The sequence below is a fragment of the Pseudomonas sp. 8AS genome, from assembly GCF_902506505.1.
In the GTDB taxonomy this organism is placed as follows: Bacteria; Pseudomonadota; Gammaproteobacteria; order Pseudomonadales; family Pseudomonadaceae; genus Aquipseudomonas.
In genome coordinates this window covers 4,082,640-4,103,468 of sequence record NZ_LR733406.1, presented here as the reverse complement: position 1 = coordinate 4,103,468, position 20,829 = coordinate 4,082,640, and the positions used below count along the sequence as shown (strand labels likewise).

General features: G+C 67.7%; 13 protein-coding genes. 4 read left to right on the top strand and 9 right to left on the bottom strand.

Going from position 1 to position 20,829, the window contains the following annotated elements:
• Positions 1 to 15 precede the first annotated feature (15 nt).
• On the bottom strand, positions 16 to 1,764 hold the full coding sequence (locus GV001_RS19165) for a potassium/proton antiporter (protein WP_160082805.1): 1,749 nt from the start codon (positions 1,762 to 1,764) through the stop codon (positions 16 to 18).
• A gap of 740 nt (positions 1,765 to 2,504) precedes the next feature.
• The gene (locus GV001_RS19160; protein WP_160082803.1) at positions 2,505 to 3,881 is read right to left on the bottom strand and encodes a sodium:alanine symporter family protein; all 1,377 of its coding nucleotides are present in this window, start codon (positions 3,879 to 3,881) and stop codon (positions 2,505 to 2,507) included.
• 413 nt (positions 3,882 to 4,294) lie between these two features.
• Here GV001_RS19160 and GV001_RS19155 point away from each other — a divergent pair, with 413 nt between their 5' ends.
• Positions 4,295 to 4,789 carry a transposase gene (locus GV001_RS19155; RefSeq protein ID WP_160082801.1) on the top strand — a complete coding sequence of 165 codons (495 nt, stop codon included), beginning with the start codon at positions 4,295 to 4,297 and terminating at the stop codon, positions 4,787 to 4,789.
• Here the strand turns inward: GV001_RS19155 and GV001_RS19150 are convergent.
• Positions 4,786 to 6,588, bottom strand: a complete 1,803-nt coding sequence (locus tag GV001_RS19150) for an acyl-CoA dehydrogenase (RefSeq protein WP_160082799.1) — start codon at positions 6,586 to 6,588, stop codon at positions 4,786 to 4,788. The genes GV001_RS19155 and GV001_RS19150 overlap by 4 nt on opposite strands.
• A 143-nt stretch (positions 6,589 to 6,731) precedes the next feature.
• Between GV001_RS19150 and GV001_RS19145 the strand changes: the two genes are divergently transcribed.
• Positions 6,732 to 7,571 carry a 23S rRNA (adenine(2030)-N(6))-methyltransferase RlmJ gene (locus GV001_RS19145; RefSeq protein WP_160082797.1) on the top strand — a complete coding sequence of 280 codons (840 nt, stop codon included), beginning with the start codon at positions 6,732 to 6,734 and terminating at the stop codon, positions 7,569 to 7,571.
• A 78-nt stretch (positions 7,572 to 7,649) separates the two neighbouring features.
• On the opposite strand, the gene GV001_RS20095 is transcribed toward GV001_RS19145, so the two are convergent.
• The 3 genes from GV001_RS20095 to GV001_RS19130 all read right to left on the bottom strand — a co-directional run bounded on the left by GV001_RS20095 (position 7,650) and on the right by GV001_RS19130 (position 12,231).
• Positions 7,650 to 8,498 carry a methyl-accepting chemotaxis protein gene (locus tag GV001_RS20095; protein WP_256665004.1) on the bottom strand — a complete coding sequence of 283 codons (849 nt, stop codon included), beginning with the start codon at positions 8,496 to 8,498 and terminating at the stop codon, positions 7,650 to 7,652.
• 288 nt (positions 8,499 to 8,786) lie between these two features.
• Positions 8,787 to 9,434, bottom strand: a complete 648-nt coding sequence (gene msrA, locus GV001_RS19135; RefSeq protein WP_160082795.1) for a peptide-methionine (S)-S-oxide reductase MsrA — start codon at positions 9,432 to 9,434, stop codon at positions 8,787 to 8,789.
• 100 nt (positions 9,435 to 9,534) lie between these two features.
• A complete protein-coding gene (locus GV001_RS19130) occupies positions 9,535 to 12,231 on the bottom strand; it encodes a bifunctional diguanylate cyclase/phosphodiesterase (protein WP_160082793.1) in 2,697 nt (898 codons plus the stop codon).
• 79 nt (positions 12,232 to 12,310) lie between these two features.
• On the opposite strand from GV001_RS19130, the gene GV001_RS19125 reads away from it, so the two are divergent.
• Positions 12,311 to 12,844: a hypothetical protein gene (locus tag GV001_RS19125; RefSeq protein ID WP_160082791.1), complete on the top strand. Its 534-nt coding sequence runs from the start codon at positions 12,311 to 12,313 to the stop codon at positions 12,842 to 12,844.
• An 83-nt stretch (positions 12,845 to 12,927) separates the two neighbouring features.
• Here GV001_RS19125 and GV001_RS19120 read toward each other — a convergent pair whose 3' ends face one another.
• The 3 genes from GV001_RS19120 to aceE all read right to left on the bottom strand — a co-directional run bounded on the left by GV001_RS19120 (position 12,928) and on the right by aceE (position 17,655).
• The gene (locus GV001_RS19120) at positions 12,928 to 13,134 is read right to left on the bottom strand and encodes a hypothetical protein (RefSeq protein ID WP_160082789.1); all 207 of its coding nucleotides are present in this window, start codon (positions 13,132 to 13,134) and stop codon (positions 12,928 to 12,930) included.
• A 187-nt stretch (positions 13,135 to 13,321) separates the two neighbouring features.
• A complete protein-coding gene (gene aceF, locus GV001_RS19115) occupies positions 13,322 to 14,998 on the bottom strand; it encodes a dihydrolipoyllysine-residue acetyltransferase (RefSeq protein ID WP_160082787.1) in 1,677 nt (558 codons plus the stop codon).
• Positions 14,999 to 15,009: 11 nt separating this feature from the next.
• Entirely contained in the window at positions 15,010 to 17,655 is a 2,646-nt protein-coding gene (gene aceE / locus GV001_RS19110; RefSeq protein ID WP_160082785.1) for a pyruvate dehydrogenase (acetyl-transferring), homodimeric type, read from the bottom strand.
• Positions 17,656 to 17,898: 243 nt separating this feature from the next.
• Between aceE and glnE the strand changes: the two genes are divergently transcribed.
• Positions 17,899 to 20,802: a bifunctional [glutamate--ammonia ligase]-adenylyl-L-tyrosine phosphorylase/[glutamate--ammonia-ligase] adenylyltransferase gene (gene glnE / locus GV001_RS19105; RefSeq protein WP_160082783.1), complete on the top strand. Its 2,904-nt coding sequence runs from the start codon at positions 17,899 to 17,901 to the stop codon at positions 20,800 to 20,802.
• Positions 20,803 to 20,829 lie beyond the last annotated feature (27 nt).

Genomic DNA, 20,829 nt, shown 5'->3' with positions numbered 1-20,829 from the left:
TTGCCGGCCAGGTCGTTACAGGAACAGCCCGGGCCCGGGCTTGCCCTGGCCTTCGGGGAATCTGACGCCGACTTTGCGTACCTTGTTCCCTTCCATCACGGCCACGGTCCAGGTCAGGCCGTTCCATTCCACCTGGTCGCCGACCACCGGCTGGCCGCCGATCTGGTGGGCGATGAAGCGGCCCAGGTGCAGCTGGCCTTCGGCGCCCTCCAGTTTCAGGCCGTAGAGGGCGGCCACGGCGCTGAGCTGGGCATCGCCTTCGAGGATGAAGTCGCCGAAGAAGCGCAGGTCCTGGGTCCGCGTCGGCGCCTCGATGAACAGCTTGCCCAGGGTCGGCAGGTCATGCTCGTGGCCGACCACGCAGAGCACGTCGCCGGCCTCCAGCTTGGTACTGCCGGAGGTGTGCAGCAGTTCGCGGCCGCGGAACAGCGCGGCGATGCGCGTGCCTTCGGGCATCTTCAGGTCGCGCAGCGGCGCGCCGATGCACCATTTCTCCGCGCCCAGGCGGTAGATGAACAGCTCCCACTCGCTGGTCGGGTGGGTCTCCAGGCCGGCGCGGGAGATCGGCGCCGGGTCCGGCGGTACTGTCACTTTCAGCAGTCTGGCCGCCCAGGGCAGGCTGGTGCCTTGCAGTACCAGCGACACCAGGACGATGAAGAAGGCCACGTTGAAGAACAGCTGGGCATTGGCCAGGCCGGCCATCAGCGGGAACACGGCGAGAATGATCGGCACCGCGCCGCGCAGGCCGACCCAGGCGATGAAGGCTTTTTCGCGGTCATGGAAGGCGCGGAACGGCAGCAGGCCGAGGAACACCGACAGCGGCCGGGCGAACAGGATCATCCACAGCGCCAGGCCGAGGGCAGGCAGGGCGATCGGCAGCAGCTCATGGGGGGTGACCAGCAGGCCGAGGACCAGGAACATGCCGATCTGCGCCAGCCAGGTGAGGCCGTCGAGGATGTGCAGGATGCCGTGGCGCGAGCGGATCGGCCGGTTGCCCAGCAGCAGGCCGCACAGGTAGATGGCCAGGATGCCGCTGCCGCCGACGGCGTTGGTGATGGCGAAGATCATGATCCCGCCGCTGACCACCAGCAGCGGGTACAGGCCGTTGGCCAGGGTCATGCGGTTGATCACCTGCAGCAGCAGCCAGCCACCGCCGAGACCGAGCAGGCCGCCGATGCCGAACTGCTGGACCAGGTGCACGATGAAGCTTGCGCTGAAGCCGGACTCGCCGCTGGCGAGCATCCCGATCAGGGTCACGGTGAGGAACACCGCCATCGGGTCGTTGCTGCCCGACTCGATCTCCAGGGTGGCGCTGACCCGCTCGTTGAGCCCGCGCCCGCCAAGCAGGCTGAACACCGCCGCGGCGTCGGTGGAACCGACGATGGCGCCGATCAGCAGGCCTTCCAGCCAGCTCAGGTTGAACAGCCAGGCGGCGGCCACGCCGGTCAGTCCGGCGGTAAGCAGCACGCCCAGTGTGGCCAGTGACAATGAGGGCCACAGGGCCACGCGAAAGCTCGACACGCGGGTGCGCATGCCGCCATCGAGAAGGATGATGGCCAGCGCCAGGTTGCCGACCAGGTAGGCCTGCGAATAGTCGTTGAAGACGATGCCACCCGGGCCGTCGGTGCCGGCGAGCATGCCGACCGCGAGGAAGATCACCAGGATCGGGATGCCGAAGCGCGAGCCGAAGGCGCTGACCAGGATGCTCATTGCCACCAGCAGCGCGCCGATCAGAAACAGGCTGTTGATGGTGCTGGCGTCCAAGGGCGTACTCCGGGCGAATGGGCGGGGGCGCCACTGCTATGCAGAGGTCATGCCGGATTCTAACCCGTGGCTTTGCCGGGCTGTCAAAAGAAAAGCCCCGCCTGGGCGGGGCGTATTCTTGCCAGATAAATCAGAGGGTTAGATGCCCGTGGCGGGGCTCGCCAAACCCTAGGGTGCGCCGTGTGAGCACCAGGGGTTGTGCGGGGCTTGTGGTGCGCACGGCGCCCCCTTGTATCTCGACTATCGGGGCGAATAGTGCCGGTTGTCGAGGCCGTGCAGGGTGCAGGCGATGGCCTTGAGGCCAAGGCTGGCGGGTGTTTCGAGACGGAAGACGGGGTTGAGCATGGTGCACCTCGACGCAGCGGGAACGGCGCGGGACAGCGCCGGTCACGGCTCGCTAGCTTGTCATCACGGATTGTTGTGGTGCGGTACAGCCAGAAGGGTCGCTGGTCGGCAGACCAGTGCCGCCACCCGGGGCGTACACGGCAAGGTGGCTCCGCATCGCTCAGTCGCCATTCAATCGGCACGTTCCGTACCCGTCTTTGACATGCCTGGCATGGCGGGACGAAGGGTCGCTCTTGACGGCCGCAAGCGGCATGTTGCTGGGCGTTGCCGGCATGTTTGCCGCAGCGCTCATGGGGCGCCGCCGAAGTCCTGCCCCAGAAACGAGCATGCCCCCGATGGGGCATCGGGGGCATGCGAGGGGCGTCAGGTGCCGGCGGCCGGCCGCCGCCAGGGGCTCAGTTGCTCTGTGGGACGCCGCCGCGTGCGCTCGCCGGCTTGGCGAAGTACTCGCGGGTCAGCTTGACCACCACCGGGCTGAGCAGGATCAGGGCGATCAGGTTGGGGATTGCCATCAGGCCGTTGAGGGTGTCGGCGACCAGCCAGGCGAAGTCCAGCTGGGCGATGGCACCGAAGGGGATGGCCAGCACCCAGAGGATGCGGAACGGCAGGATCGCCTTGGTGCCGACCAGGTACTCCCAGCAGCGCTCGCCGTAGTAGCTCCAGCCGAGGATGGTGGTGTAGCTGAACACCATCAGGGCCAGGGCCAGCAGGTACTGGCCGACGCCGGGCAGAGCGGCTTCGAAGGCCGCGCTGGACAGCGCCGCGCCGCTGGCGCCGCTGGTCCATACGCCGGTGGTGAGGATCACCAGGGCGGTCATGCTGCACACCAGGATGGTGTCGATGAAGGTGCCGAGCATGCCGATCAGGCCGGAGCGCACCGAGCTGTGGGTGGTGCCGGCCGCCTGGGCGATGCCGGCGGTGCCCAGGCCCGCCTCGTTGGAGAAGATGCCGCGCGCCACGCCGAAGCGGATCGCTGCCATGACTGCGGCGCCGGCGAAGCCACCGGTGGCCGCGGCCGGGTTGAAGGCGTGCTCGAAGATCAGCGCGAAGGCGCCGGGGATGGCCTCGAAGTTGAGGGCCAGCACGCTCAGCGCGGCGATGATGTAGCCCACGCACATGGCCGGCACCAGGGCCTCGGCGACCTTGCCGATGCGCTTGATGCCGCCGAGGATGACCACGCCGGTGACCACCATGGTGACCACGCCGGTGACCCAGTCCGGCACGCCGAAGGAGCCGCTGAGGGCGTCGGCCATGCTGTTGACCTGCACCATGTTGCCGATGCCGAAGCCGGCCAGGCCGCCGAACAAGGCGAAGGCGCCGCCCATCCACGCCCACTTCTTGCCCAGGCCGTTCTTGATCGCGTACATCGGCCCGCCGACGTGCTCGCCGCGCTCGTCCTTCTCGCGGTAGTGCACGGCGAGTACCACCTCGCAGTACTTGGTGGCCATGCCGACCAGGGCGGTGCACCACATCCAGAAGATCGCGCCGGGGCCGCCGAGGAAGATGGCGGTGGCGACGCCGGCGATGTTGCCGGTGCCGACGGTGGCGGCCAGGCAGGTCATCAGCGCCTGGAAGGGGCTGATCTCGCCGGAGCCGTCGTCGTCCTTCTTGCGGCCCTGCCAGAGCAGGCGGAAGGCGGAGACGATTCTGGCCAGCGGCATGAACTTGAGGCTCAGCATCAGGAACAGGCCCGTGCCGAGAATGAGGACCAGCATGGGCGGACCCCAGACCAGACCGTTGAGACCATTGACTAGATTGTTCAGGGATTCCATCCAGGGGGTTCCTCTTGTTGTTGTGTACCGCAGTAGGGGTATTCCCTGCGGGTTAGATGGTGCGTGGCTGGGGAGCAGCGCGCCCGGATAAGGCGTCGCCCCTCGTCGGCCCCGTCTCGCTCCGGGGGCACTGCCGGGGTGGTGGCAGCTGGCTGCATGCAGACGATCCTTGTGCCGGCAAGGGCAAACTTTCGTGGCGGAGGCCTAGGGGGGAAGCGTTCCGCCGGAAGGTTTGGCAGCTCTTGTGGCGAGCCGAGTATAGGGGGGATGGTTTGGTGGATTTCGCTGTTTGTGATAACGGTTGCGCGAGAAATCACCGAGGCATGTCAGGAGCACTTGACGCCGTCTGACGGTTTCCCGGCCTGCGCCAGTATCGATGACTGGCTTGGTGGGGCGGGGGATGGAGGTGCGCGGTGCTTCAGCGTGTCGAAGAGCAGATTGCCGAGACCCTGAACGCCATCCGCAAATCTATCGATGATGATCCAGGCCTGCGAGGTAAGCGCGATCTGCTGACCCGCATCGACGGTATTGGCGAACGGACGGCCGCCCTGCTTTTGGCGGAGCTGGGTGATCCGCTGCACTTCGAGAGAGCTCGGGCGATCACCGCCTTTGCCGGACTGAATCCCAAGTTGCAGGATTCGGGTACACACAAAGGGCAGGTGCGCATTTCCCGTGCGGGCTCAGCTCGGCTCCGTGCCGGTCTTTACATGCCGGCGGTTAATGACCCACAACATAGCGATCAATGCCCTGGCGAAGCGCCTGAGAGCCCACGGCAAGGCTGGCAAACAAATCGTCTGCGCAGCCATGCGCAAGCTGCTGCGTATCCTTTACGGCGTATTGAAGTCGGGTCAGCCATTTGGCCCTCAGCTGGCCCTTGCTCAGGGTTAGGGATTCGTACTGGCGCTTAGAACCAGGCGTCGTGCATGCCCAGGCAGGTGTCGTCGCGCGCTTCGAGGATGGCCAGCTCGTGGTGGCAGCCCGGCACTTCCCAGGTCAGGAAGTAGCGCGCGGCCTGCAGCTTGCCCCGATAGAAGTCGGCATCCGCCGCGTTGCCGCGCGCCAGGCCTTCCTCGGCGCGAATCGCCTGCTCCAGCCAGCGCCAGCCGATCACCGTGTGGCCGAACACCTTGAGGTACAGCGCCGAGTTGGCCAGGCCCTGGTTGACCTTGCCGGCCATCAGGTCGCCGAGCAGGGCCAGGGTCACCGTTTGCAGGCGTGCCAGCAGCTGCTCCAGCGGCTGGCGCAGGGCGTTGAGCGATTCATGCTCGGTGGCGCGCTGGCAGGTGCCGTGGATCAGCTTGAGCAGCTGCTTGAGCGCCGCACCGCCATTCATCGACACCTTGCGTCCGAGCAGGTCGAGCGACTGGATGCCGTGGGTGCCTTCGTGGATCGGGTTGAGGCGGTTGTCGCGGTAGTACTGTTCCACCGGGTATTCGCGGGTGTAGCCGTGGCCGCCGAGGATCTGGATCGCCAGCTCGTTGGCCTTCAGGCAGAACTCCGACGGCCAGGATTTGACGATCGGGGTCAGCAGGTCGAGCAGTTCCAGTGCGGTCTTGCGCTGCTCCTCGGTCTCCAGGGTCTGGGTGTCGTCGAACAGGCGGGCGGCGTACAGGCCCAGGTCGAAGGCGCCTTCCACATAGGCCTTCTGGGTCAGCAGCATGCGCCGCACGTCGGCATGCTCGACGATGGAGATCTGCGGGCTGCTCGGGTCCTTGCCGTCGGCGTGGCGCCCCTGCGGGCGGTTGCGCGCGTAGTCCAGCGAGTACAGGTAGCCGGCGTAGCCGAGCATGATGGCGCCCATGCCGACGCCGATGCGCGCCTCGTTCATCATCTGGAACATGTAGGCCAGGCCGTGGTGCGGCTTGCCCACCAGGTAGCCGACGCACTCACCGTTGTCACCGAAGTTCAGCGCGGTGGAGGTGGTGCCGCGCCAGCCCATCTTGTGGAACAGGCCGGCCAGGGTCACGTCGTTGCGCGCGCCCAGCGAGCCGTCGGCGTTGACCAGGAACTTGGGCACCAGGAACAGGCTGATGCCCTTCACCCCGGGCGGCGCGTCCGGCAGCTTGGCCAGCACCATGTGCACGATGTTCTCGGAGATCGGCTGGTCGCCGCCGGAGATGAAGATCTTGTTGCCCTTGATCCGGTAGCTGCCGTCGGCGTGGGGCTCGGCCTTGCTGCGGATGTCCGACAGCGAGGAGCCGGCGTGCGGCTCGGTCAGGCCCATGGTGCCGAAGAAGCGGCCGTCGATGATCGGCTGCAGGTAGTGGGCCTTCTGCTCGTCGCTGCCGAAGGCTTCGATCAGGTTGGCCACGCCCATGGTCAGCATCGAGTAGGAGCTGGTGGCGATGTTGGCCGCCTGAAAGTGGGCGAAGCAGGCCTGCGACAGCAGGTTGGGCAGCTGCATGCCGCCGTGGTCGAAGTCGCGGGTGGCGTTGAGGAAGCCGGCCTCGTGGAAGGCACGCAGGGCCGGCGCCACTTCCGGGATCAGCACGGCGGCGCCGTCCACATACTGCGGCTCATGCTCGTCGTTCTTGCGGTTGTGCGGGGCGAACAGCTCTTCGGCGATACCGCGGGCGGTGGCAATCGCCGCATCGAAGGTTTCGCGGTTGTGCTCGGCGAAGCGCTCGCGCTGGGTCAGGGCTTGGGCGTCCAGCACTTCGTAGAGTTCGAAGGCCAGGTTGCGGGAACTGAGCAGGGTCTCGGACATGGAACTCGTCTCCGGTGGGATCTTCTTGAAGTCTAAGGCCGTGAATAGAGAGCGCCTAGCAAGATTCATACGCCTGATGGCTTGCCAGAACCTGCCCGCGTCGTCCCTTCGAGCTACAATCCGCGCCTCGCGAGGAAATTGCCATGAACTACCGTCACGCCTTCCACGCCGGCAACCACGCCGACGTGCTCAAGCACATCACCCTGAGCCGCCTGATCGCCCTGCTGTCGCGCAAGGAGGCGCCGTTCGTCTGCATCGACAGTCACGCCGGGGTCGGCCTCTACGACCTCCAGGGCGACCAGGCCAGCCGCACCGGCGAATGGCTGGAGGGCATCGCCCGCCTGTGGCAGGCGCCGGACCTGCCCGAGCTGTGCGCCGACTACTTCGGCGTGCTGCACGCACTCAACCCGGACGATCAGCTGCGCTACTACCCCGGCTCGCCGGAGCTGGCCCGCCAGCTGACGCGCCTGCAGGATCGCGTGCTGCTCAACGAGAAGCACCCGCAGGACGGCCAGCTGCTCAAGGACAACATGAAGGGCGACCGCCGCGTGGCCGTGCACCTGGGCGAGGGCTGGCACGTGCCGCGCGCCCTGCTGCCGGTGGCGGAAAAGCGCGCCCTGCTGCTGATCGACCCGCCGTTCGAGCAGGCCGACGAGTTGGAGCGCTGCGTGACCGCGCTGGACGAGGCCATCGGCCGCATGCGCCAGACCGTGGTCGCCATCTGGTACCCGATCAAGGACGAGCGCCAGCTCAAGCGTTTCTATCAGGCGCTGGGCAAGTCCAGCGCACCCAAGCTGCTGCGCGTCGAGCTGTTCGTGCATGCCCCCGACGACGCCAGTCGCCTGGCCGGCTCCGGCCTGGCCATCGCCAACCCGCCCTGGGGCCTGGAAGAGGAGCTGAAACAGCTGCTGCCCTGGCTGGCCGGCAAGCTGGCGCAAAGCCAGGGCGACTGGCGCCTGGACTGGCTGGTGGAAGAGAAGTAGGCGCAAAGCCCGGTCGGGTGCGCCAGGCCGGGCAGGCCCCGGGCGTGAGCCTGCCCGGCGCGTAGTCCTGAGCGGCGCCTAGCCGACGTCCGTGGCCCGTTGTTGCAGCTGCCCGGCCAGTTGCCCGAGTGCCTGACAGTGTTGCTGCAGCTCGCTCACCGCGCCGGCGTCCAGTGGCGCCGGGTGGATGGCGTTGGCCTGGTTTTCCGCGGCCTGCAGCAGGGCCTCCAGCTGGGCGACGGCGTCCAGGGCCTGGGCGTATTGCCGGGCCTGCGCCGTCAGGTGCCCGGCGATCTGCTGTCGGGCGTTCTCGGCGGTCGAATGGTCGGCCTGGGCCAGGCTGCTGGCGTGCTGGTCGGCCCGCTGCAGGTCGTCGCGCATGCCGACCACCGTACGGCGGATCTCTTGGGAGAAGTCGGCCGAGCGGCTGGATAGGGCGCGCACCTCGTCGGCGACCACGGCGAAGCCGCGCCCGCTGGCACCGGCCCGCGCCGCCTCGATGGCGGCATTCAGGGCCAGCAGGTTGGTCTGCTTGGCAATCGAGTCCATGTCGTCGCTGGCGCGCAGGATCGCCTCGGCCTGGCCGCTGATCCGGCGCATGTGCCCGGCCAGCTCGTCGGCCTGCTCGCGGCTTTGCTGCAGGCTGGCGCTCAGCGTGGCGAGGGCGGTGTGGCTGGCCTGCGCATCGCCCCGCGTCTCGCGCTCGGCCGTCTGCACGGGTGCCAGCACCTGCGCGGCCTGGGTGCACTGCCCGGCCAGTTGCTCGGCCAGGGTGCGCCACGGCTGCTGCTGGGCGGCCGCCTGGGCGTGCAGCTGGTGCTGCAGCTGTGCGAGCTGCTGCGCCTGCGCGGCGCTATGGGCGCCCAGCTCGGCGGCCAGCGGCGCCAGCCAGTCGGGTGGGGCGGAGATGGCCGGGCGCGGCTGCATCAGCGCCGGCCAGTGGGTCGCGGTGGCCAGCGCCGGTAGCAGGCCGAGGCTGAGGATGGCGCCACAGGGCAGGGCGATCCACAGCGGCAGACCACCCCAGAGCGCCGCGCCGATCAGCAGCCAGGGGCCGATCTGCAGGGCCAGGGCGCTCGGGCTGAAGGCTTTGGGCGGGATCTCGTGGATATCGGAAAAGCGCGGCTTGTGCATGGCTGGCCGTGGGCTCGGACTCCTGGCTGGAATGAGTGGCCCTCCCTGCGCGGGCGGACTGCCCGTGAGTGTAAGCGTTTCTCAGGCGGGCAGGCACACGCCCGTGCCGCCCAGCCCGCAATAACCGCCGGGGTTCTTCGCCAGGTACTGCTGGTGGTAGCCCTCGGCATAGTAGAAGGGCGGCGCTGCGGCGATTTCGGTGGTGATCGGGCCGAAGCCGGCCTTTTCCAGCTGGCCCTGGAACATCGCCTGGCTGACCTGCGCGGCCTGCAGCTGGGCCGCGTCGCTGCAGTAGATGGCCGAGCGGTACTGGGTGCCGATGTCGTTGCCCTGGCGCATGCCCTGGGTCGGGTTGTGCGCCTCCCAGAACACCTTGAGCAGCTGCTCGTAGCTGGTCTGCCGCGGGTCGAACACCACCAGCACCACTTCGGTGTGCCCGGTCAGGCCGGAGCAGACTTCCTCATAGCTCGGGTTCGGCGTATGGCCGCCGGCGTAGCCCACCGCCGTGCTCCACACCCCGGGCTGCTGCCAGAAACGTCGCTCGGCGCCCCAGAAACAGCCGAGGGCGAACACTGCCTGCTGCAGGCCGGCGGGGAAGGGCGGCTTGAGCGGGTTGCCGTTGACATGGTGCTGGGCCGGCACCGGCATGGGCGTGGCGCGACCGGGCAGGGCCTGTTCGGCCGTCGGCAGTTCGAGCTTGTGGGCGAGGATTTGCGAGCGCAGGACCATGGCGGGAGTCTCGGAGCAACGGGTGATGGCTACAGTCTACCCTGTGGCGGCGGCCTGTCGCGCTTGGCGGATGGACGTGGCGAGGGTTGCCGCGCAGGGCTCAGTCTGCGCCGCTGCGGCAGGGGTAGCGGCGCAGGCTGTCGATCAGCTCGCGGCCGGGGATCGGCCGGTCGAACAGGAAGCCCTGGCCGACGTCGCAGTGCTGGCGGCGCAGGAAAGCCAGCTGGGCGGCGGTCTCGACGCCTTCGGCGACCACCTTGAGGCGCAGGTTGTGGGCCATGGCGATCACCGCGGCGGTGATTTCCATGTCGTCCTGGTTGTCCGGGATGTCCTTGATGAAGCTGCGGTCGATCTTGATCACGTCGATCGGGAACTTCTTCAGGTAGCTCAGCGAGGAGTAGCCGGTGCCGAAGTCGTCCATCGCCAGGGTCAGGCCGAGGGCCTTGAGGCGGGCGATCTGCTCGCGGGTGTCGGCGCTGCCTTCGAGCAGCAGGCTCTCGGTCAGCTCCAGCTCCAGCAGATGCGGCGGCAGCTGCTCCTCGTCGAGGATGGCGGCGATCGAGCCGACCAGATCGGGGTCGGTGAACTGCTTGGGCGACAGGTTGATCGCCACCTGGATCTGGCCCATGCCGAGCGCTGCCAGCTCCAGGCTGGCGCGGCAGGCCTGGCGCGCCACCCACTTGCCGATGGGGATGATCAGGCCGGTTTCCTCGGCCACGCCGATGAACTGGTCGGGGCTGATCATGCCCTTCTCCGGGTGCTGCCAGCGCAGCAGGGCCTCCAGGCCGATGAGCTGGCCGCTCTTCAGGCACAGCTTGGGCTGGTAGTAGACCTCCAGCTCGTTCTGGGTCAGGGCGCGGCGCAGGTTGTTCTCGACGAACAGCTTGTAGTGCGCCTCGGCGTTCAGCGCCTCGGTGAACACCTGCACCTGGTGCTTGCCGTTGGCCTTGGCCTTGTGCAGGGCCAGGCCGGCGTGCTTCATCAGGCTGTGCGGATCGTCGCCGTGGCCGGGGGCGCAGGCCAGGCCGAGCGAGCCGGTGATGTTGATCAGCTGGTTGTCGACGAACAGCGGTTTGTCGAGGATCTGCAGCAGTTCGGCGGCCAGGCGCAGGCCCTGCGGCTCGTCGGCGCCATCGAGCAGCACGGCGAATTCGTTGCTGGCGAAGCGCGCCAGGCTGGTGTCCTGCGCCAGGCTGTTGCGCAGGCGCCGGGCCAGGCTGAGCAGCAGCTTGTCGCCGGTCTGGTGGCCGAGGCTGTCGTTGATCCGCTTGAAGTTGTCGATGTCCACCAGCAGCAGGCAGAACGGCTGGCCGTTGCCGCGCGCGAAGCGCTCCTCCAGGCCGCGGATGAAGTAGGGGCGGTTGCCCAGGCCGGTGAGGTTGTCATTGTAGGCCAGGCGCTCGATGCGCTGCTGGGCCAGCTTGCTCTGGGTGATGTCTTCGTAGATGCCGATGTAGTGGGTCAGCTCACCGTCGTCGTTGTACACCTTGGAGATCGACAGCTGGCCCCAGTACGGCTCGAAGTTCTTGCGCCGGCTGCGGAATTCGCCCTGCCAGCTATTGCGCTCGGCCAGGCTGGACTGGGCGTCGAACAGCAGGTCGCCGAGGTTCTCCAGCGCTGGCAGTTCGGCGATGAGCCGGCCCTGGACCTCGTCGACCCCGTACTGGGTGATCGAGGTGAAGCTGGGGTTGACGTATTCCACCCGGCCGTCGCGGTCGACCAGCAGGAAGGCGCTGGCGCTCTGCTCGACGGCGCGCTGGAACAGGTGCAGGGCGCTGGTGGCATCGCGGCGCTGCTGGGTGCTCATGACCTGGGCGAACTGATCGGCCAGCTCGCCGGCGAAGGCGATCTCGTCGGCCTGCCACTCCCGGGTGGCGCCGACGTGTTCCAGGCACAGCACGCCGACCACCTCGCCGCCCAGGCGGATGCTGGCGTCGAGCAGGGCGCCGATGTCCAGCGCCTGCAGGTGGCTGTGCGCCAGTTCGGCGGTGCGCGGGTCGCGCAGGGCATTGTGCGCGTCGATGGCGCGGCCGCCGTGCAGGGCTTCGAGGTAGTGGGGGAACTGGCTGGCATCGATGCTGGCGGGCAGCTCGTGGCGGCCGAGGTCGCGGCGGTACAGGGCCACCGGCTCCAGGAGGCTGCCGCGCAGCTGCCAGATGCTGGCGCGGGCCACTTCATAGGTTTCGCAGGCGGCCTGGGTGATCAGCTCGGCGGCTTCCTTGAGCGGCGCCAGCGCGTTGTAGCGATGCCGCGCCAGGCGCACGATCAGGCTCTGCTGGGCACGCGAGCGCATCAGGTGTTGCAGGTGGTCTTCCTGGGAGCGCTGGTAGAGCTCCAGGGAGCTTTGCAGGCGGCTGTTCTGCGCCTCCAGCTGGGCCTGGCGCTCTGCGTGCGGCGCGCCGGCCTCGGCGGTGACCATCAGGTAGCCGCGCAGCAGTGCATGGTTGTGCTGCTGGAACAGCTCGCCGATTTCCAGCAGGTTGAGTGGGCCGTGCGGCGTGTGCAGGCTGTAGTGCACCGAGTAGTGCGGCAGGCTGGCCAGTTGCTGCTGGATCTGGTCGTGCAGGTGGTAGCGCGCCTGCGGCTCCATCAGGCTGGCGAAGGGCGAGTCGAGCAGGCTGCACAGCTCGCTGGCGGCCACGCCGAGCTGGCGTTCGCAGGCCGGGTCGAGGTAGAGCAGGGTCCAGCTCGGTTCGTTCAAGCGCTCGAAGCGCAGCATGCCGAGCCGCGAGGGCACTGGCAACTGCGTCACAACCTCGGCTGCCTTACGGCTGGCAGCATCGGGATGGCTTTTCATCAAGCGGTTGGCTTCCAGTATGCTGCCGGGGTTCAGGCCAGGAGCCTGTGTCATCAATCAAGTTCGGCAAGGGTGCATTATGCGGCTGGGACTGACAAGAAGACTGAGCGGGTTATTGCTGTTGCTGAGCCTGGGTGGCGCCGCCACTTCCACGGCGGTGACGGCGGCCGAGGCTCAGCTGGGTGGCGACGAGCAGGGACGTTACCTGAGCGAGCTCAAGCGCCTGTACCTGACCAGTGACGAGCGCAAGGCGCTGCTGGCCCACAGCAACGCTCTGCTCGACACCTATGCCCTGCGTGCCGCCTACCAGGTGGGCCAGGCGCAGCGCAGCGACCTGCGCTATCAGCTGAGCGTTTCCGCGCCGGGCGAACTGCTGGTGCGCCAGGAGTTGCGGGCGGAGAAGGGCGCCGGCCTGACCGTGAGCAACCAGCGCCTGTCGGTGTTCGGTCTCGACCCCTACATCCGCTACGAATGCCCGGCCAGCGGCATCGTCTGCGTGCTGCAGAACCCGGCCGATGGCAGCCCGTGGCTGCGCGTGCTGCGTGACCATGACGGCGCGGCCGAACTGGCCAAGGCGATCAGCTTCCTGATCCGCAATCTGCAGAAGAGCTGAGCGCTCTGCCACCAAGGCCCGGCACTCCGGGCCTGGTGTTTTTAACGCCGCGATGGCAACGCAGGTAGTTTTTCAGCAGCTTGCTAGAGCACGATGAAGGGCGCGCGGTCGGTACCCCATCGGTTGCGCGGCCGGCCGAGCAGCTGGCGCCAGGATGGCCGGCTGCTGGCCAGGGCTCGCTGCGCGGTGTCCCGCGCCGCGGCCGCGCTGTGGCAGACGATGAACGAGCTGTTGAGGTAGACCCTCCATACCGGAGGCTGACTCTCGATGGCGACGATGCGAATCTCCATGCTCCCTCCACACTGCGTGGGCTGGTCATAAAACCTTAGAGCCTGCCGGCGATCCTGCCAGGTGTCGCTGACGCGAGGCCGGTCCGGGTGGATGACCGGCCTGGACGATTGCCGCGCAGCCGGGCAAATCGTGCGCGCACAAAAAAGCCGCCATGCCCGGCAGGACATGGCGGCTTGGGTCACGCCGTTACAGGAGCATGGTGCGGATATCGCCGAGCACTTCGCCGAGGCGCTTGGTGAAGCGCGCGGCGGCGGCGCCGTTGATCACCCGGTGGTCGTAGGACAGCGACAGCGGCAGGGTCAGGCGCGGCTGGAACGCCTTGCCGTCCCACACCGGCTGCATGGTCGCCTTGCTCACGCCGAGGATCGCCACTTCCGGCGCGTTGACGATCGGCGTGAAGCCGGTGCCGCCAATGTGGCCGAGGCTGGAGATGGTGAAGCAGGCGCCCTGCATGGCATCCGCCGAGAGCTTCTTGGTGCGCGCCTTCTCCGCCAGTTCGGCGGCCTCGGCAGCCAGTTGCAGCAGGCTCTTCTGGTCGACGTCGCGGATCACCGGCACCAGCAGGCCGTCCGGGGTGTCCACGGCGAAGCCGATGTGCACGTACTTCTTGCGGATCAGCGCCTTGCCGCTGGGTGCCAGCGAGCTGTTGAAGTCCGGCAGTTCGCGCAGCAGGTAGGCGCAGGCCTTGAGCAGCAGCGGCAGCACGGTGAGCTTGACGCCGGCCTTCTCCGCCACCGCCTTCTGCGCCACACGGAAGGCTTCCAGCTCGGTGATGTCGGCGTTGTCGAACTGGGTCACGTGCGGCACGTTGAGCCAGCTGCGATGCAGGTTGGCGGCACCGACCTGCATCAGGCGGGTCATCGGCACTTCTTCGATGGCGCCGAACTTGCTGAAGTCCACGATCGGAATCGGCGGGATACCCATGCCGCCGCTGGCGCCGGCCGGCGCTTCCTTGGCCTTCTTCAGCATGGCCTGTACATAGGCCTGCACGTCTTCCTTGAGGATGCGTCCTTTCGGCCCGCTGCCGCTGATCGCGGCCAGGTCGACGCCGAACTCGCGGGCGATCAGGCGCACGGCGGGGCCGGCGTGTACCTTGCTGCCGTCACGGCTGGCCGGGGCGTTGGCCACGGCGGCTGCCGCGGCGGACAGCGCGGCGATGGCGCCGACTTCCGCCACCACGGCCGGTGCGGCACCGGCCGGAGTGCTGTGTACCGGCGCCGAGGCAGCAGGAGCCGGGGCTGGCGCAGCAGCGGCCACTTGCGGGGCGGATGCTGACGCAGCGCCGCCTGCCACGCGCAGCTTGAGGATCAGGTCGCCGGTGCCGACTTCGGCGTCCAGCTTGACCAGCACTTCCTCCACCACGCCGGCGGCCGGCGCGGGGATCTCCATGCTGGCCTTGTCCGACTCCAGGGTGATCAGCGACTGATCGGCTTCGATGCTGTCGCCGGCCTTGACCATGACTTCGATGACCTTGACCTTGCCGGTCGTGCCGATGTCCGGCACATGCACGTCCTGCACGCTGGCGGCGGCCGGAGCCGCTGCGGGAGCGGCGACAGACACGGGGGCCGGTTCGGCGGCCTTGGGCGCTTCGGCCACAGCAGGGGCCGCAGCTGGTTCGGCGGCCGGGGCAGCGCCCTCGACTTCCAGCACCAGCAGCTCATCGCCTTCCTTGAGGCGGTCGCCCAGTTTGACTTTCAGTTCCTTGATCACCCCGGCCTTGGGCACGGGGACTTCCATGGAGGCCTTGTCGGACTCCAGGGTCAGGATGCTCTGCTCGGCCTCGACACGGTCGCCGACCTTGACCAGCAGTTCAATGACCTCGCCTTCACCGCCGAGGTCGGGCACGCGAATCAATTCACTCATCGCTCAGCTCCTCAGCAATCCAGCGGGTTGGCTTTGTCGGGGTTGAGCCCGAACTTGACGATGGCCTCGGCCACCACCTTGGCGTCGATCTCGCCGCGCTCGGCGAGGGCCTCCAGGGCGGTCAGCGCGACCCAGTAACGGTCCACCTCGAAGAAGTGGCGCAGCTTCTGCCGCGAGTCGCTGCGGCCGAAGCCGTCGGTGCCGAGCACCTTGTATTCCTTGCTCGGCACCCACTGGCGGATCTGCTCGGCGAACAGCTTCATGTAGTCGGTGCTGGCCACCACCGGGCCCTTGCGCCCGCTCAGGCACTGCTCGACATAGCTCTGCTGCGGCTTCTGCCCCGGATGCAGGCGGTTCCAGCGTTCCACGGCCAGGCCGTCGCGGCGCAGCTCGTTGAAGCTCGGCACGCTCCACACGTCGGCGCCGATGTTGAACTCGTCACGCAGGATCTTCGCCGCCTCGCGCACTTCGCGCAGGATGGTGCCGCTGCCCAGCAGCTGCACATGGTGGGCCGCTTCGCGCTTGTCCTCTTCGAGCAGGTACATGCCCTTGATGATGCCTTCCTCGACCCCTTGCGGCATGGCCGGCTGGGCGTAGGCCTCGTTCATCACGGTGATGTAGTAGAAGACGTTCTGCTGCTCTTCGGTCATCGCCTTGATGCCGTGGCGGATGATCACCGCCAGCTCGTAGGCGTAGGTCGGGTCGAAGGTGCGGCAGTTGGGGATGGTCGCGGCGAGGATGTGGCTGTGGCCGTCCTCGTGCTGCAGGCCTTCGCCGTTGAGGGTGGTGCGCCCGGCGGTGCCGCCGATCAGGAAGCCGCGGGCGCGGCTGTCGCCGGCGGCCCAGGCCAGGTCGCCGATGCGCTGGAAGCCGAACATCGAATAGAAGATGTAGAACGGCAGCATCGGCTGGTTGTGGGTGGAGTACGAGGTGCCGGCGGCGATCCAGCTGGACATGGCGCCGGCCTCGTTGATGCCTTCCTCGAGGATCTGGCCCTTCTTGTCCTCGCGGTAGAACATCACCTGGTCTTTATCCACCGGCTCGTACAGCTGGCCGACCGAGGAGTAGATGCCGAGCTGGCGGAACATGCCTTCCATGCCGAAGGTGCGCGCCTCGTCCGGCACGATGGGCACGATGCGCGAGCCCAGGTCCTTGTCCTTGACCAGCTGGGCGAGGATGCGCACGAAGGCCATGGTGGTGGAGATGTCGCGCTCGCCGGTGCCGTCGAGGATGGCCTTGAGGGTGTCCAGCGGCGGCGTGGGGATGCTGAAGCTCTGCGCGCGGCGCTGCGGCACGAAGCCGCCGAGCTTGTCGCGGCGCTCCTGCAGGTAGCGCGCCTCGGCGCTGCCGGGCTCGGGTTTGACGAAGGGCAGGTTCTCCAGCTCCTCGTCCTTGACCGGGATGTCGAAGCGGTCGCGGAATTTCTTCAGGCTGTCGACATCGACCTTCTTGGTGTTGTGCGCGGTGTTCTTCGCTTCACCGGCACCGGTGCCGTAGCCCTTGATGGTCTTGGCCAGGACCACGGTCGGCTGGCCCTTGTGGTTGACCGCCTGGTGGTAGGCTGCGTACATCTTGTACGGGTCGTGGCCGCCGCGGTTGAGGTTCCAGATTTCCTGGTCGGAGAGGTCCTTGACCATCTCCTTCAGCTCGGGGCTGTTGAAGAAGTGTTCGCGCACGAAGGCGCCGTCTTTGGCCTTGTAGTTCTGGTAGTCGCCGTCGACCACCTCGTCCATCCGGCGTTGCAGGATGCCGTCCTTGTCCTTGGCCAGCAGCGGGTCCCAGAAGCGGCCCCAGATGACCTTGTTGACGTTCCATTCGGCGCCGCGGAACACGCCTTCCAGCTCCTGGATGATCTTGCCGTTGCCGCGCACCGGGCCGTCCAGGCGCTGCAGGTTGCAGTTGATGACGAAGATCAGGTTGTCCAGCTTCTCGCGGCCGGCCAGGGAGATGGCGCCGAGGGATTCCGGCTCGTCGCACTCGCCGTCGCCCATGAAACACCAGACCTTCTGCTTGCCTGCGGGGATGAAACCGCGGCTTTCCAGGTACTTCATGAAGCGCGCCTGGTAGATCGCCTGGATCGGGCCCAGACCCATGGATACGGTGGGGAACTGCCAGAAGTCCGGCATCAGCCAGGGGTGCGGGTAGGAGGACAGGCCCTTGCCGTCCACTTCCTGGCGGAAGTTGTTCATCTGTTCTTCGCTGATTCGCCCTTCCATGAAGGCGCGGGCATACACGCCCGGCGAGGCATGGCCCTGGAAGAAGATCAGGTCGCCGCCGTGTTCTTCGGTCGGGGCCTGGAAGAAGTAGTTGAAGCCGATGTCGTAGAGGGTGGCGCTGGAGGCGAAGCTGGAGATGTGGCCGCCCAGGTCCGGGTCTTTCAGGTTGGTGCGCATCACCATGGCCAGTGCGTTCCAGCGCACCAGCGAGCGGATCCGCCGCTCCATGAACAGGTCGCCGGGCATGCGTGCCTCATGGCCGACCGGGATGGTGTTGCGGTAGGGCGTGGTGATCGCATAGGGCAGCTGGGTGCCGCTGCGGGTGGCCAGTTCACCCATGCGGGTCAGCAGGTAGTGGGCGCGTTTTTCGCCCTCTTGGTCGAGAACGGATTCCAGGGCGTCCAGCCACTCCTGGGTTTCGACGGGATCAAGGTCTTGCATGGCTTGCTCCAGGGCGGAAAGGCTTCCAGAATCGGAAAGCCTGGGCTCGTGCACGCTTTTTGGGCGGGCTACGTTAAAGTCGTTGTTGCCGGGGTTAGACCGGCTGTCTGTAGTTTTACTACAAATCGACGGCTCGCGCAGTGCTTGAGACACAATCTTTAGTAGTAAAACTACAAGTATTCGACCGCCGGAAGGCGGCGCCGGCCAGCGCCGAGTGCCGCGTTCCGCTCCCAAGGATAGACCATGAGCCTGCCGTCATTGGCCGCCTTGCCGGCCCCGCTTCAGCCCCTCGCCCATCGCGCCAGTGCCCTGCAGCCCGCGGGCTGGCCCGCCGCGCGCGAGGCCGCCTGGCAGCGCGCGTGTGCTCTCAGTGACTTCGTCTATCAGCAGGTGCAGCGTGATGGTTCGCTGCTGCCGGAACTGGCGGGCAGCGGCGAGCTGGAGCGCGCGCTGGCGCCGGGGGAGCTGCGCGGCCAGCTGCAGGCCTGCCTGCTCGACTGCGCCGATGAGGACGAGCTGGCCCGGCGCCTGCGGCGTTTTCGCAATCGCCAGCAGCTGCGCATCATCTGGCGCGACGTCAATCGCCTGGCCGACCTGGGCGAGACCTGCCGCGATCTGTCCGACCTGGCCGATGCCTGCATCGACCTGGCCTACCAGTGGCTGTACCCGCAGCACTGCGCCCAGTTCGGCACGCCGATCGGCCGACGCAGTGGCCTGCCCCAGCATCTGGTGGTACTGGGCATGGGCAAGCTGGGCGCCCATGAGCTGAACCTGTCCTCGGATATCGACCTGATCTTCGGCTATGCCGAGGGCGGCGAGACCGAGGGGGTCAAGCGCTCACTGGACAACCAGGAGTTCTTCATCCGCCTGGGGCAGCGCCTGATCAAGGCGCTGGATGCCACCACCGTCGAGGGCTTCGTGTTCCGCGTCGACATGCGCCTGCGCCCCTATGGCTCGTCCGGCGCTCTGGTGCTCAGCTTCAATGCCCTGGAGCAGTACTACCAGGATCAGGGTCGCGACTGGGAACGCTACGCGATGATCAAGGCGCGGGTGGTTGGTGGCGACCAGGAATCCGGCCGGCAGCTGCTGGAGATGCTGCGGCCGTTCGTCTACCGGCGTTACCTGGACTTCTCCGCCATCGAGGCGCTGCGCGCGATGAAGCTGCTGATCCAGCAGGAAGTGCGGCGCAAGGGCATGGCCGACAACATCAAGCTGGGCTCCGGCGGCATTCGCGAGATCGAGTTCATCGCCCAGGCCTTCCAGCTGATCCACGGCGGTCGCGACCTCAGCCTGCAGCAGCGGCCGCTGCTCAGGGTGCTGGCCACCCTGGAAGGGCAGGGCTACCTGCCGCCGGCGGTTATCGCCGAGATGCGCCAGGGCTACGAGTTCCTGCGCTATGTCGAGCACGCCCTGCAGGCCATCGCCGACCGGCAGACGCAGATGCTGCCGGACAACGAGCAGGACCGCCTGCGGGTCGCCTGCATCATGGGTTTCGACTCCTGGGCCGCGTTCCACGAGCAGCTGATGGTTTGGCGCGGGCGTATCGAGTGGCACTTCCGCCAGGTCATCGCCGACCCGGACGAAGAGGAGGGCGCCGAGGCCGAGGTGGGCATCGGTGGCGAGTGGCTGCCGCTGTGGGAGGAGGCGCTGGACGAGGAGACGGCCTGCCGCCAGCTGGCCGAGGCCGGTTTCAGTGATCCGGCGGCGGCGCTCAAGCGCCTGGTCGACCTGCGCGGCGGCTCGCAGGTGCGCACCATGCAGCGCCTCGGGCGCGAGCGCCTGGATGCCTTTATTCCGCGCCTGCTGGCCCAGGCGGTGGAGCATGCCAACCCGGATCTGGTGCTGGAGCGCGTGCTGCCGCTGGTCGAGGCGGTGGCGCGGCGCTCGGCCTACCTGGTGCTGCTCACCGAGAACCCTTCGGCGCTGCAGCGCCTGCTCAACCTGTGCGCGGCCAGCCCGTGGATCGCCGAGCAGATCAGCCGCTTCCCGCTGCTGCTCGATGAGCTGCTCAACGAGGGCCGGCTGTTCAGCCCGCCTCAGGGCGAGGAGCTCTCCGCCGAGCTGCGCGAGCGCCTGACGCGCATCCCCGAGGACGACCTGGAGCAGCAGATGGAGGCCCTGCGCCACTTCAAGCTGGCCCACCGCCTGCGCGTGGCCGCCTCGGAGATTGCCGGCACCCTGCCGCTGATGAAGGTCAGCGACTACCTGACCTGGCTGGCCGAGGCCATCCTCGAACAAGTGCTGGCCCTGGCCTGGCGCCACACGGTGGCCAAGCACGGCACGCCGAAACGCGCCGACGGCAGCCAGTGCGACCCGGACTTCATCATCGTCGGCTACGGCAAGGTCGGCGGCATCGAGCTGGGCCACGGTTCCGACCTGGACCTGGTGTTCATCCACGACGGCGACTCCCAGGCCGAGACCGACGGCGCCAAGCCGATCGACGGTGCGCAGTTCTTCGCCCGCCTGGGCCAGCGCATCATCCACCTGCTGACCACCCAGACCACCTCGGGGCAGCTCTACGAGGTGGACATGCGCCTGCGTCCGTCCGGTGCCGCCGGCCTGCTGGTCAGCTCCCTGGGCGCCTTCGCGCGCTACCAGGAGGGCGAGGCCTGGACCTGGGAACACCAGGCGCTGGTGCGCGCCCGCGTGCTGGTCGGCTGCCCGCGGGTGGGCGCCGCCTTCGAGCGGGTACGCGCCACGGTGCTCGGCCGCCCGCGCGACCTGGCCACCCTGCGCGGCGAAGTCAGCGAGATGCGCGCGAAGATGCGCGACAACCTCGGCAGCCCGGCGACCGCCGCCGGCACCGCGGCCAATGCCTTCGAGGCGGCGACTTCCTTCGATCTGAAGCAGGACGCCGGAGGTATCGTCGATATTGAATTTATGGTGCAATACGCGGCCCTGGCGTGGTCGCGAGAACACCCGCAGTTGCTGCGTTTCACCGACAATATGCGCATTCTCGACGGTCTGCGTGATGCCGGCCTGATCCCCGCCGAAGACGTCGCCCTGCTGCAGGAAGCCTACAAGGCCTACCGCGCCGCGGCGCACCGCCAGGCCCTGCAGAAGCAGGCGGGCACGGTCGGTGGCGAGCAGTTCGCGGCCGAGCGCCGCGGGGTGATGCGCATCTGGGGCGAGCTGGGCCTGCGCTGAGGCGCCGAACAAATCCGTCGGCGGCCG